Origin of the sequence: Nonomuraea sp. H19 (assembly GCF_052068215.1) — a bacterium.
Classification (GTDB): domain Bacteria; phylum Actinomycetota; class Actinomycetes; order Streptosporangiales; family Streptosporangiaceae; genus Nonomuraea.
In genome coordinates this window covers 304583-317571 of the sequence record NZ_JBQHCV010000007.1, presented here as the reverse complement: position 1 = coordinate 317571, position 12989 = coordinate 304583, and the positions used below count along the sequence as shown (strand labels likewise).

Annotated in this window: 8 protein-coding genes; 3 read left to right on the top strand and 5 right to left on the bottom strand. The window is 73.4% G+C overall.

Annotation, left to right across the window (positions count from 1 at the left end; genetic code table 11):
- Positions 1 to 14 precede the first annotated feature (14 nt).
- Genes ACTMTI_RS17870 through ACTMTI_RS17860 form a run of 3 tightly spaced genes read right to left on the bottom strand, consistent with a single transcriptional unit; the run spans position 15 to position 4193 of the window.
- Entirely contained in the window at positions 15 to 1277 is a 1263-nt protein-coding gene (locus ACTMTI_RS17870; protein ID WP_441121498.1) for a M20/M25/M40 family metallo-hydrolase, read from the bottom strand.
- On the bottom strand, positions 1274 to 3133 hold the full coding sequence (locus ACTMTI_RS17865) for a prolyl oligopeptidase family serine peptidase (protein WP_441121497.1): 1860 nt from the start codon (positions 3131 to 3133) through the stop codon (positions 1274 to 1276). The genes ACTMTI_RS17870 and ACTMTI_RS17865 overlap by 4 nt, the downstream gene beginning before the upstream one ends.
- A 4-nt stretch (positions 3134 to 3137) precedes the next feature.
- Positions 3138 to 4193 (bottom strand): C39 family peptidase, encoded by a 1056-nt coding sequence (locus ACTMTI_RS17860; protein WP_441121496.1) that lies wholly within the window; start codon positions 4191 to 4193, stop codon positions 3138 to 3140.
- 83 nt (positions 4194 to 4276) lie between these two features.
- Between ACTMTI_RS17860 and ACTMTI_RS17855 the strand changes: the two genes are divergently transcribed.
- Positions 4277 to 5605 (top strand): SWIM zinc finger family protein, encoded by a 1329-nt coding sequence (locus ACTMTI_RS17855; RefSeq protein WP_441121494.1) that lies wholly within the window; start codon positions 4277 to 4279, stop codon positions 5603 to 5605.
- Positions 5602 to 8379: a hypothetical protein gene (locus ACTMTI_RS17850; protein ID WP_441121493.1), complete on the top strand. Its 2778-nt coding sequence runs from the start codon at positions 5602 to 5604 to the stop codon at positions 8377 to 8379. The genes ACTMTI_RS17855 and ACTMTI_RS17850 overlap by 4 nt, the downstream gene beginning before the upstream one ends.
- A 9-nt stretch (positions 8380 to 8388) precedes the next feature.
- Here the strand turns inward: ACTMTI_RS17850 and ACTMTI_RS17845 are convergent, their stop codons facing one another.
- Complete coding sequence (locus ACTMTI_RS17845) at positions 8389 to 9498, bottom strand: DUF5925 domain-containing protein (protein ID WP_441121492.1); 1110 nt, start codon at positions 9496 to 9498, stop codon at positions 8389 to 8391.
- Between the two features lie 59 nt (positions 9499 to 9557).
- Positions 9558 to 11015 carry a serine/threonine protein kinase gene (locus tag ACTMTI_RS17840; protein WP_441121491.1) on the bottom strand — a complete coding sequence of 486 codons (1458 nt, stop codon included), beginning with the start codon at positions 11013 to 11015 and terminating at the stop codon, positions 9558 to 9560.
- A 95-nt stretch (positions 11016 to 11110) separates the two neighbouring features.
- Here ACTMTI_RS17840 and ACTMTI_RS17835 point away from each other — a divergent pair, with 95 nt between their 5' ends.
- The gene (locus ACTMTI_RS17835; protein WP_441121490.1) at positions 11111 to 12976 is read left to right on the top strand and encodes a CASTOR/POLLUX-related putative ion channel; all 1866 of its coding nucleotides are present in this window, start codon (positions 11111 to 11113) and stop codon (positions 12974 to 12976) included.
- The last annotated feature ends 13 nt before the right edge of the window (positions 12977 to 12989 follow it).

Here is a 12989-nt window from a genome sequence, read left to right as displayed (position 1 = left end):
CCGCGGGCGGGGCGTCAGACGAGCAGGCGCGTCAGAACCCGCGTGCCGAACTCCAGGCCCTCGACCGGCACCCGCTCGTCCTTGCCGTGGAACATGCCGAAGTAGTCCAGGTCGGGCCGGAGCATGAGCGGCGCGAAGCCGTACCCCGTGATGCCGATCCTGGCGAAGGACTTGGCGTCGGTGCCGCCGCTCATCACGTACGGGACCGGCCTGGCCAGCGGGTCCTCGGCGACCAGCGCGCCGGCCAGCTCGTCGAAGAACGCCGACGGGTACGGCGCCGCGGGCGCGTCCTCCAGGTTGACGAACTCCCGGGTGATCTTCGGCCCGAGCAGCTCGTCGAGCGTCTCCAGGAACTCCTCCCGCAGCCCCGGCAGGTAGCGCCCGTCCACGTGCGCCTCGGCCGTCGAGGGCACCACGTTGACCTTGTAACCGGCCGCCAGCATCGTCGCGTTCGCCGAGTTGCGGATCTGGCTCTTGAACAGGCTGCCGAGCGGGCCGAGCCGGGCCGCCTCGGCGTCCAGGTGGTCCAGGTCGATCGGCCGGCCGGTGATCTCCGACAGGCTCCGGATGAGGGCCGCGACCGACGGCGTCAGGCGTACCGGCCACTGGTGGGCGGCCAGCCGCGACAGCGCGTGCGCCAGCGTGGCGACCGGGTTGTCCACCGGGGGACGCGAGCCGTGCCCGGCCACGCCGTGCGCGGTGAGCTTCATCCACGCGGTGGCGCGCTCGCCCACCGCGATCGGGTAGACCCGCTGCCCGCCGGAGGCCACGCTGAAGCCGCCCGACTCGCTGATGGCCTCCGTCACGCCGTCGAACAGCTCGCGGTGCTCGGTCACCGCGTGCCGCGAGCCGTAGTCGCCCGTCGCCTCCTCATCGGCCAGGAACGCCAGCACCAGGTCACGCTTGGGACGTACGCCCCGCGCCGCCAGGTCGAGCACGGTCGCCAGGGTCATCGCGCACGAGCCCTTCATGTCGACCGCGCCCCGGCCGTACACGCAGCCGTCCACGATCTCCCCGGAGAAGGGGTGCATCCGCCACTCGGTCGGGTCGGCGGGGACCACGTCGAGGTGGCCGTGGATGAGCAGCGCGTCGGGGGAGTCGCCGGCGATCCTGGCCACGACGGTGGTACGCCGCGGCGCCGACTCGAACACGACCGGTCCCAGGCCCGCGTCGGCCAGCAGCGTGGCGACGTACTCGGCCGCCGGGCGCTCCCCCGAGCCAGGGTTGGTGGTGTCGAACCGGATCAGATCCGAGCAGATCTCGGCAACGCTCTTCACGCTCTCTCCTTAAGCTTCAGCGGCGGCACCCCGGGCATGTCGATGTCGAAGATCAGGCCGTAGAAGGCCAGCTCGGCCTCGAGCACCGCGACGATAGTTTCCTCCCTGCGCCATCCGTGCTGCTCGCCGGGGTAGGTGAGCAAGGCCCACTCTTTGCCATGTTTGTCCAATTCGGCGGTGAATCGCTCGGCCTGGCTCACGTCCACGATGGCGTCCTCCAGGCCGTGCAGCATGAGGCACGGGCCGGACGCGCGGGCGGCGTTCAGCAGCGGCGAGCGCTCGGCGTAGCGCTGCCGCGTCTCGGGCAGCGGGCCCACGAGGCCGTCCAGGTAGCGGGACTCGAAGTCGTGCGTCTCGGCCGCCCAGCTCTCCGGGTCGGTGATCGCGTAGTGCGCGACCCCGCCGGCGAACACGTCGCTGTGCACGAGCGCCGCCACCGTGGTCCAGCCGCCGGCGCTGCCGCCCCGGATGGCGATCTTCGCGGCGTCGGCGCGGCCCAGCTCCACCAGGCCGCGCGCCACTTTGGCGCAGTCCTGCACGTCCACCACGCCCCACTGGTGCCGCAGCCGCTCCCGGTAGGCCCGGCCGTAGCCGGTCGAGCCGCCGTAGTTCACCACGGCCACGCCGAGGCCGCGGCTGGTGAAGTAGGCGATCTCGAGGTCCAGCATGATCGGCAGGTGGCCGGTGGGGCCGCCGTGCACGAAGACCACGTACGGTCCGGGCCCCCGGACGTCCGCCGGCGGATAGAGGTGCGCGTGCACGCCCTCGATCGTCACGGCCTCGGGAGTGGGCAGCAGGTCGCGGTCCGGCAGCGGTTTCGGGGCCGAGACGATCTCGTGCGCGCCGCTTTCGAGGTCGACCAGCGTGACCTCCAAGGGCGTGTACGGCGTCGCGCCCACGGCCGCCGCCCGGCCCGCCGCGACGGACACGGTCGAGGCCCAGTGGGTGGCCGCGCCGCCGATCTCCCGCAGCTCGCCGGTGCCCGGATCCAGCACGCCCAGGCGGCGGCGGTCGGCGGTGCCGTACACGACGACCAGGCGGCCGTCGTCGGCGATGGCGAGATACGTCATGCCGGGTTTCCACGCGGCGCCGCCGAACTCCAGCTCCACCGGGGTCAGGTTCGTCCCCGGGGTGCCGTCGACGTGGACGAGGTGGACGTTCCACCAGCCGGTGGGGTCGGTCACCGCGTACAGGCTCGCGTCGTCGCGCCACTCGGCCTGCGCCACCGACTCCTGGGGGCCGCCGGCGACCACGCGGTGTTCGCCTGCCGTGCCGTCGTCGCGCAGCGGGGCCACGCGCAGCTCGGTGCCGTCCCAGGGCATGTTGGGGTGGTCCCAGCCGATCCAGGCGATATATCGGCCGCCGGGGGATATGCGGGGATTCATCAGGAAATGCTGGGCTCGGACGATGACCCTGACCGGGCCGCCGTCCAGCGGCACCGCCACGAGGTCCCGCACCTCGCCGGTCTCGCGCACCGCCCACACCTCGTCACGGCCCGGAGGGAGATAGAGGTCCGCGTACCGGGAGGGGCCTTCCGGGGTGATCGGCACGGGCTCGGCGTCGTCTTCCAAGCGGTAGAGGCGCTGGTCGGCCCAGTTCGTGAAGACCAGGCCGCCGCCGGGCAGCGGGCGCCAGGAGCGGCCGCCGTACTCGACCACCCGGTTGCGCGCGTTCCACCCGGGGGGCAGCGCGTCGGCGCGGGAGCCGTCCGGCAGCCGGCGCACCACGCAGCGCCTGCCGCCCTCGTGCGGGCGCGGCTCGTCCCACCAGACCTCGACGCCGGCGGGCGTGCCCACCGCCTCCACCCACTGCGGGCCGCCGTCGGTCCGGGCCACGTCGATCGGTCGAATGCTCATCAACTCACCAATTGCCGTCGGTACAAGGGGGAAGGGGGTGCTCGGGCGGGTGCAGGACGTAGGCGATGCCGCCGCTGCCCGAGCTCCTCAGCCAGACGTTCTCGAACGCTGCCCGCGGATAGATCCGGCGAACCTCACCGTCGCACGGCGCGGCCGGGTCGTTCACGACGACGTCGCCCCCGGCCGTGAAGCCGGCGACGACCAGGATGTGCCCGTTGGTCGAGTAGCAGGAGCCGGGCAGCTCGTGCGCCTTGAACGACTGCGACGTGATCACCGGGATCCCGGCCCTGACGAACCGCTCCAGCTCCCGAGCCGACCGCAGCCGCGTCACGAACCCGGACAGCCCGTACCTGCCCGCGTAGGCCACGTTGAACGGCCAGTTGCCGGTGCCCTGGTAGCTCTCGTCGTAGGTGCCCATCGCCGCGTGGTCCACCAGCGGCGCCGGGTCGTCCGCCCCCACCCAGGCCAGCTCGGCGGGATCCGGGCCGCGGCCCCAGTAGCCGAGCACCATGGCCACCGAGGCCGGCCCGCACCAGTTGGCGCCGCCGCCGTCCCACCGCGGATGGTGCCCGGCGTGTGCGTGCTGCGAGTGCCGCGGCACGGCCAGTTCCACGGGGGCGGCCGCGGCGGGGGTGCTCGGCACGACCGGGCCCTGCGGCGGGGCCGAGGCCATCACGCCCAGCCCCGTCACGCGGGCGCCCGTGCCGTGCCGGGTCACCCGGACCTGGTAGGCCACCACCGGCCGCCTGGCCACGAACGTGTCCACCGCCACGTCCCCGTGCTCATCGCCCTGCCCGGGAACCGACGTGCGCGGATCGCCGTGCTCGGACCAGTGCCCCATCACGTACCACTTGGTACGGGCCCCTGACGCGGTCCTGGCCCGCAGCGCGACCTCGATCCAGGCGCCCGGCGGGGTGCGCGCCGTCCACGAGGGCACGAGCTGGGTGGCATGGAAGCCGATCTCGTGTTCCTCGCCGGCCCACACGTCCTCGGCAGTCCCGGGCAGGGCGAAGCGAGTGAAGGAGACGCGGGCCAGATCGACGGTGAGCACCAGGCACATTGTGGTTTCGTACGCGGTGTCGCACATCGGATGGTTTACGTACCAGCCGGATTGTGTCAGTGCTGATCTCTACGGTTCCGGTCATGACGCAAGCGATCCAGGCTTACTCCTATGCCGGCCCCTCCGTGCTCGCCGACGGCAAGCTCGGCCTCTCGACCTCCGGTGGCACGGCGTTATCCGGCCCGAAGACCCACCCCAGGTTCTTCAGCGGGCTGCTGTCCCAGGCGGCGCCGGCCGCGGCCGGGCTGCTGGCCGTGGCCGACGTGGCGCTCACCCGCTACCACCAGCCCCGGCCCGGCTGGACCCGCGACCCGGTGGTGACCTGCGACGGCGGGCGGCTCAGGTTCGAGTCGTTCTCGGCGTGCGGCGGCGTCTACGCCCGCCTTGACGTGCTGGAGCTCGACGGCGACGTGCTCGACCGGGGCACGACCAACGTCGACGTCAACGGGCCCTTGCGCGAGGCCCTCGCCAGGGTGGGCGGCAGGGACCCGCTGCACCTGGGCGTCGGGCCCGACGAACTGACGGTCACCACGCTCGACGGCGCGGTCGTGGAGAAGAAGGTGCCGCTGCCGTCCCGGTGGCTGCGCGGGTTCGCCGAGGTGCAGGTGATCGCGGCCGGGTTCGACCTGCGGGCCGAGCTGGCGGGGCCGCAGGCCGTACGCTTCCTGCGCTCGCTGCCGCGCTCCGCCCGCGCCACCGTCTGGGCCCTCCCGGCGGGCCGCGACCTGCGCGTCGCCGGCGGCGCCGGGCGCGGCGCCGTCTGCCTGTCGGGCACGGGGCGGATCGCCACGCTGCTGCCGCTGCTCAGATTCGCCAAGGCCCTGCGGGTGTACGGTCCCGCCGACGGCTCCTCCACGGCCAGTGCGTGGGAGCTGGAGCTGCCCGGGATGCGCTACACGCTGGCCGTCTCGCCCGAGCCGTGGCGCGGCTTCTCCGGCGAGGGGGCCGTGCTGTCCGACCTGGCCACCGACGAGGCCGCGGGCGACGCCGACGTGGTCGGCATGCTGCTCAACTTCGAGCCCACGGTCGAGCTGGGGCTGCTCGCCGACCGCTCGGGGCTGCCCATCGAGCGGGTACGCGCGGCGCTCACCCAGCTCGGCACCGCCGGGCGCGTCGGCTACGACCTGCACGAGGCGGCCCACTTCCATCGGGAGCTGCCCTACGACCGGGACCAGGTGGCCCAGCTCAACCCGCGGCTGACGGCGGCCCGGGCGCTCGCGGAGTCGGGGGCGGTGCGGGTGCTGGGGGACGCGGCCGAGGTGACGACCGACGGCGGGGTGCGGCGGGTGCGGATCGCGGCGGGGGAGTGCACGTGCCCCTGGTGGTTCGACCACCGGGGGTCACGGGGACCGTGCAAGCACGTGCTCGCCGCCCGGATCGCCGCCCGCGTCGGCGTCGAGGTGACCACGTGACTCCCGCCGGCCCGCCGGTCACGTCCCCCGCGGCCGGCCCGGCACCGGCTCGTCCGGCGCCCGCTCTGCCTGCGCCCGCTCTGCCGGCGGCGACCTCGGCCGGTTCCGCGGCGCCGGCTGTCTCCGCGGCGGGCCTCGGCGGCGGCTCGACGGACGGGGAGCCGGTCGGCGGGGAAAGCGCGCGGGAGGCGCCCGGAGCGGGGGCGTGGGAGGCGGTGGTGGCCGCCATTGACAGCGGGGATCCGGAGCGGGTGGCCGAGTGCGTGCTCGCCCTCGACGACCACGGCCGCCGCGTCGTCGCCGCCGCGCTGCCCGAACACCTCGCCGTGGCCGGGAAGCGGGCGGAGGCCAGGCGGCTGGAGCGGGTGACCAGGCGCGAGAGGCAGCCCTCTCGCGACGAGAGCTGGATCGACCCGATGCGCGTCGCGGGCGCGGGCGTCATCAGCGGCCCCGCGGCCGTCGTGGCCTGGCTCAACCGGCGCGACTTCCAGGACCGCCGGCAGGAGGCCGGTGACATCACCGCAGTCCTGGAACGCGTGCTCGCGGCTCGCCCGCCCACCTGGCAGGCCGACTTCGCCACCCGCGCCGCCCTCGGGCTCCGCGCCCGCACGTGGGGGCGCCGCGCCGCCGACGCGGGCGCGCTCGCGCTGGCCATGCTGCGCCGCAGCAGGGTCACCCCACCCGAGCACGACCCGCTGGTCGTCGCCTGGGTGAGCCGACCGCCGACCGCCGCCGCGCTCCACGACGACCCGCTGCTCGACCATCTCCTGCCCCGGCTGTTCGAGGCGGAGGGCGTGGGCAGGGCGCTGCGGGACGAGCGCGCCGAGCCGCTCGCGCCGGCCACCTGGCTGGCCTCGCTCACGGCGCTGGAGCGCGCCGGCCGGATCGGCCGTGACCTGCTGCTCGACGGGTGCGTACGACGGTTCCTCCGCGGCGGCCCGGCTGCCGACCTGCGCTTCTTCGTCCGCCTGCACGAGCTGCTCGCGCCCGCGTACGACGAGGCGAGCAAGCGGGCCCGTGACTACCTGCGGTTGCTGCCCGTCGCGCCCGGACCGGTGGCGGAGCTGGCGCTGCGGCACGTGCGCGGGGCCGGCGGGCTGGATCCGGCCGAGGTGTCGGAGGCGCTGCGGGCGCTGCTGTTCCGGCCGGAGCGGAAGCTGGTGACGGCCGGGCTCACCTGGTTCGACGAGGTCGCCCGCGCGTCGCCAGGCGACCTGGACGAGCTGGCCCCCGCGCTGGCGCACGCGTTCGGCTGCCCCTCCGCCGACGTGCAGGGCCGCGCGGTACGGCTGGCGGTCAAGTACGCCAAGCGCTTCGGCCATGAGGGCGCTCTGGCCGTCAGGGAGGCGGCCGGGCTGCTGTCGCCGGAGCTCGGGGAGGCGCTGGTCGCGGTGTTCGGTGGGGAGGCGGCTGAGGAGGCAGGCGAGCACGACAGGTTCACGCCGGTGCCGCTGCCCGAGCCGCGGCGGCCGGAGCCGTTCCCGCCGCCGGTGCGGGCGGCCGCGGAGCTGGGGGAGGTCTCGCACCACGATGGGTGGGAGGCGGCGGAGCTGTGGCTGGCCGGGGTCGTCCGGCTGCACGCCGGCGACCGGGCTGGGCTTATGGCCAAGCTGCCGGAATGGCGGCCTTCGCCGGAAGGGCCATGGCCGCACGTCTGGCAGTGGGCCGAGGAGATCGTCAGGCTCCTCCGCGCGCATCCGGGCGGGCAGGGGGCGGCGCGCTTGCCGCTGCCCGGCTCCGTATCGGCGCTTCACCTGTTCCTGTTGCGGCGGTGGGCCGAAGTCCGTGACGGGCTGGTGGACGGGACGCTGCCGCCGTACCTGCTGGCCGAGCCCACCGAGTCCACCGGCCACCTGGACGCGGCCGAGCTGGTCGAGCGGCTGGAGGGCTACGAGCGGTCGGGGGCCGCGGCCATGCCGGCCGACCTGCAGCAGGCGTTGCTGCGGCTGTCGCGCGAGATCACGCCCGAGGTCGTGGCGCGGGCCGGCCGGCTCACGTCGGAGGCGGGACGGGTGGCGGCGCGCTGGATGGGCGGCGGGCGGCCCGAGCCCGTCTCGGGAGCCTCCTGGTCATACGGCGGCACGACCCTCTACCTGGTGCCGAGGATCCAGTCCGAGCCGACGGGGCTGGCGCTGGTCGACGAGCTGCTCGTCGCCCCCGGCCGGCAGCCGGGCGAGCAACACGGCGGCTACCTGGAGTGGTGGCCGTACGTGATGCCCTCCCACAGGGAGGTCGTCGCGCTGCACTTCCTGCCGCACCTGCTCTACCACTGGAGCGCCGGCCGGGTCCGCCCGCCGCAGGCGCGGGCCCTGGCGCTGGCCGGCGGGCCGGCGGGGGAGGCGGTCGCGGTCGTGCAGGCGTACTTCGCGGCCGACCGGTCCTGGACCCGGACGCCGGACGAGCGGGCGCGGCTCGTGGTGGACTGGGCGGCCCGCGGTGATCTGGACGCCGCGCGGTTCGGCCGGCAGCTCGCGCTGCTGCTGCGCAGAACGTGGCTCAAGCCGGGGCCGGTGTTCGAGACGCTGGAGGGCGCCGCCGCGCTGGGCGCGCATCGCGAGGTGTGGCGGGTCATGACCGAGTTCCTGGCCGGCTACCTCCCGGACCCGGGGGAGCGGCCGCACCCGCGCCACACGCAGGCGCTCGCCTTCGCCCTGCGCGCGGCGCGGTGGGCCGGAGCCCGCGGGCCGGTGCCGTGCGTGGCCGGCATCGCCGCGCGCAAGGCGTCGAACAACTTCGTCCGCGAGGCACGCAGGCTCCACACGTACCTGACGTGACAGGCCAGGTCAGAGGTACAGGCCCGTGGACTCGTCGCCCGCGGAGGGGGTGATCTCGCGGCCGGCGCGGATCGCGTACAGCTCCGCAAGGGTCGCCCCCGACGGGCCCACGCCCTGGGACGTGCCCAGCCACGCGACGGCCTCGTCCCTGCTCAGCGGCCCGACCTCGAGCTGCGCCAGGCAGCGGCCCGGGCGCACGACGGCGGGGTGGAGGCGGGTGAGGTCCTCGTTCGTGGTGATCGCCACGAGGACGTCGCGGCCCTGCCCGAGCAGGCCGTCGGTCAGGTTGAGCAGGCGCGACAGACCCTGGCCCGCCTGGGCCTTCGCCCCCGCGCTGATCAGCTCGTCGCAGTCCTCCAGGACGAGCAGCCGCCACCGCTGGGTGTCCTCGTCGGTGTCGTAGCCGACCGCCACCTCCATGAGGTAGCCGGGCTCGTTGAACAGGCGCTCGGGGTCGAGCACGCAGTCCACCTGGCACCAGTCCTTCCACTGCTTGGCCAGCGAGCGCAGCAGCGTGGTCTTGCCGGTGCCGGGCTGCCCGTGCAAAAGGATGAGGCGGCCGTTCACGTCCGAGGCGGTGACGGACATCAGCCTGTCGAGCGCCGGGCGCACCTTGCCCGAATAGTTCGGGCTGATCTCGGCCCACGGCTGCGCGGTGATCGGCTTCTCCGAGCGGGTGCCGCCGTGCGTGCCGCGCCACCAGAAGCCCATCTCGACGTGGTCGGACTCGGGCACGGACTCTTCGGCGCCGGCGATGCTCTGCTGGAGCACCGTCTTGGCCAGTTCCTCGTCCACCGCCGTCACGCTGACGGTGGCGGTGCGGTTGCGGTGGCGTATGACGCGCAGGGTCCAGCCGTCGCCGCAGATGAGCCGCGACTCGGAGCCGTCCTCGACCCGCGCGGTGCGCAGCACGCGGGCACCCGGCGGGCTGAGCGGGGCGTCGGGACGCACGCGCTCCAGGTTGGCCAGGCGGGACCACGGCTGGGCGCCCGTCGCGAACGGCGACAGCGCCAGCGCGTCGATGACGTCGATGGCGGAGTCGGCGTCGTCGATCCAGATGTTCATCGGGAGCCCAGAGGAGTCCGGGCCGGGGAACGGCACCTCCCTGATCACAGACATGACATTCATGATCTAAGGCGGAGGGCCGGATGTCGAAGGGTTTTGCCGGAAATCCCGGGTCAGTTCTTGCTGAGCGCACCGGTCTGCGTGACGAGGCCGGGGCCCGGCACGTCTCGCCAGGTATAGGTGAGCCGGTCGCCCTGCAGATCCAGCCAGATGGTGCCGGGGACGCAGCCGCCCTCGTTCTCGCCCAGGGAGAAGGTCAGCCGGGTCCGCTGCACCCTGGACAGGATGATGGTCCCCTCGCATTCGCCGTCGATGTTCTCCTCCGTCCAGGACGCGGCGGAGTCACCGGTGACCAGTTCCACGGTGTTGTGCGCCCCGTAGGAGTCGTTGGGGTTCGTGCTGCTGGTGTGGCCGGACCAGTCTCCGTCGAAGGCGGCGGGGATCCGCAGGTCGGCGCTCGCGGTTTCCTCGGTGGCCGGCGATGGCTCCCTGTCAGGTGACGACCGTGTGGCGGGCGGGGCCGCCGACGGCGAGCGGTCCCCCTCGGTGGCGGGGGCGCGGTTCAGCAGGTACGCCATCGCGCCGGCCGCGCCCAGAACGATCACGGCGGTCACGGCGCCTACGAGCACGCCCCGGCCGGGCCATGCAGGCGTGGTCGCCGCCATCTCTTGCGGACCGGTGTAGAAGTCGTGGTCGGGAAGCCGGGCCGTCGCGGCGCCGGGTGGCGAGGGCGAGCCGGGCCAGGCGCCATGAGCGGCCGGGGACGCGGATGGCGGGGCGACGTTCGGGTTGACCAGGGACACCATCAGCTGCTGCGCCGTCGGCCGCCACGACGGGTTCTTGGCCAGGCAGGACCCGATCAGCCCGCGCAGGCGCGGCGGCAGCGGCGCGAGGTCCGGCTCGGTGTGCAGCACCCGGTGCAGCACCGCGGGTACGGTGCCCGCCTGGAACGGGCTCGACCCCGTGGCCGCGTAGACCATCGTCGCCGCCCACGCGAACACGTCGGAGGCGGGCGCCGCGGGCGTGCCGTTGATCTGCTCGGGCGCCAGGTACGCGGGCGTGCCGATCACGCCGGACGTCATCGTCGCGGCCCCCTCCGCCCTGGCGATGCCGAAGTCCACCACCCGCGGCCCGTCGGGGCCGAGCAGCACGTTGGCCGGCTTGAAGTCGCGGTGCACGATCCCGGCCGCGTGGATGGCCGCCAGCGCGGTGGCCGTGCCGACCACCAGCCGTTCGAGCTCGCCGCCGCTCAGCGGGCCGCGCTCGGCCACCCGCTCGGCCAGCGAAGGACCGTCGACGAACTCGCTCACCACGTACGGTCGCGGCCCGTCGATCGAGGCGGCCAGCACGCGGGCCGTGCAGAAGGAGGCGATGCTCTCCAGCGCGTCGAGTTCGCGCGCGAGCCTGGCCCGCGTCTCCTTGTCGCCCGTGCTCAGGAGCTTGATGGCGACCGGTTCGCCGGCGGGGGAATGGGCGAGGTAGACCACGCCCTGCCCACCTTCGCCGAGCCGGCCGGCCAGGCGGAAGCCGCCGAGCGTCGCCGGGTCGTCCGGTGTGAGTGGGCTCACCATGGCCGCTACGTTACCGGTCGGCCTGCGGAAACAAAGATCGCCCGGTACCTTGTGTCGTCGGGTCAAATCAGTCCATACATGGAGGTATCGGGGAAGTGTCCAAGGTCACGTTCCGCGAACGGGTGCGGTACTGGTTCGACAACACCATGTCCAAGGGCACCGCCTCGCTCATCGGCTGGCTGGCGATCGTGTCGCTCGGGCTGGTCGTGGTCGTGGCCGCGCTCACGCTCTGGCTCGCGCCGGGCGAGCCCGAGGGCGTGAGCCACGCGGGGGAAGTGCTCTGGATCGCCCTCATGCACGCGCTGTCCCCCCTCAAGATCGCCAGCGACAAGGGCTCGATCGCGTACATGACCGTGATGTTCGCCGGCTCGCTCGGCGGCCTGTTCATCGTCAGCATTCTTGTCGGCCTGCTGTCGAACGGTCTCAAGGCGAAGGTGGACCGGCTGCGCAGGGGCCGCTCGCGGATCGTGGAGTCCGGTCACACGGTGGTGCTCGGCTGGTCGGACCAGGTGTTCACGATCGTGGCCGAACTCGTCAAAGCGCAGGCCAGCCAGAAGAGCTCGGTCATCGCCATACTCGCGGAACGTGACAAACTCCAGATGGAGGAGGACATCCGCGAGCACGTCGGCAGCCTCGGCAGGACCCGCCTCGTGTGCCGCACGGGACGGCCCACCGAGCCGCGCGACCTCGCGCTGATGAACCTGGCCGTGGCCACCTCCGTCGTCGTGCTCTCGCCGGAGGGGGAGGACCCGGACGCGCACGTCATCAAGATCCTGCTCGCGCTGGACAAGCGCGACGGCACCCACCCGCCGGTGGTCGCCGCCCTGGCCTCCAGCCGCAACATCGCCGCCGCCCGCCTGGCCGGCGGCCCGGACGTGCACCTGGTCGACTCCGACGACACCGCCTCCAGGCTCATCGTCCAGTCCTCCCGGCAGTCGGGCATGTCCGTGGTCTGCATGGACCTGCTGAACTTCGACGGCGGCGAGATCTACCTGCGCACTCCCAAGAAGCTCGTCGGCGTCACCTACGGGGACGCGCTGCACGCCTACCAGACCGCCTCCGTGATCGGCCTGCGCCGGCCGTCCGGCGTCGTGCTCAACCCGCCTGTCGACACCGTCATCAACGCCGACGACCAGGTGATCGTCATCGCCCACGACGACTCCCACGTCCGTCTGGCGGCCGGCAAGCCGTCCGTGGACGAGGCCGTCATCGTCGCGTCCGGGCGCACCGCCCCGGAGCCGGAGCGCACACTCCTGCTCAACTGGAACGGCAGGGCCGAGCAGATCATCCGCTACCTCGACGGCTACGTCGCGCCCGGCTCGGTCCTGGAGGTCGCCGCCGACCACCCCAAGGCCGGCACCAACCTGGCCGGCCTGCGCAACATCACGGTGAACGTCAAGGACTGCGACACCACCGACAGGTTCGCCCTCGAATCGCTCGGCGTCGGCCTCTTCCAGCACGTCATCGTGCTCTCCGACGACCGCTTCGACCTCCACCACTCCGACACGCGCACGCTCATGACGCTGCTCCAGCTCCGCGACATGCAGAGCACGCTCGGCGAGCACTACTCGATCGTGAGCGAGATGCACGACGAGAACAACCGCGCCCTGGCCGAGGTCACCGAGGCCGACGACATCGTGATCAGCGACACCGTCATCGGCCTGCTCCTCGCTCAGCTCGCCGAGAACCGGCACCTCGCGGACGTGTTCAGTTACCTGTTCGACTCGCGCGGGTCGGAGATCTACCCGCGGCCCGCCGCCTCGTACGTCAAGACGGGGACGGAGGTGACGTTCTCCACGGTCGTCGAGGCCGCCAGCCGCAGAGGGGAGACCGCCATCGGCTACCGCGACGCCACGGCACGCAACAACCCACCCCACTACGGCATCGTCCTGAACCCCAGCAAGTCGGACTCCATCGTGCTGGGCGAGCGGGACTCGGTGATCGTCCTCGCGGAACGCTGATCCGGTATGAGGC

Excerpts from the sequence above, each read along its gene's own strand:
- ACTMTI_RS17865 (WP_441121497.1), bottom strand. The coding sequence starts at position 3,133 with ATGAGCATTCGACCGATCGACGTGGCCCGGACCGACGGCGGCCCGCAG.
- ACTMTI_RS17860 (WP_441121496.1), bottom strand. The coding sequence starts at position 4,193 with ATGTGCCTGGTGCTCACCGTCGATCTGGCCCGCGTCTCCTTCACTCGC.
- ACTMTI_RS17855 (WP_441121494.1), top strand. The coding sequence starts at position 4,277 with ATGACGCAAGCGATCCAGGCTTACTCCTATGCCGGCCCCTCCGTGCTC.
- ACTMTI_RS17845 (WP_441121492.1), bottom strand. The coding sequence starts at position 9,498 with ATGTCTGTGATCAGGGAGGTGCCGTTCCCCGGCCCGGACTCCTCTGGG.
- ACTMTI_RS17840 (WP_441121491.1), bottom strand. The coding sequence starts at position 11,015 with ATGGTGAGCCCACTCACACCGGACGACCCGGCGACGCTCGGCGGCTTC.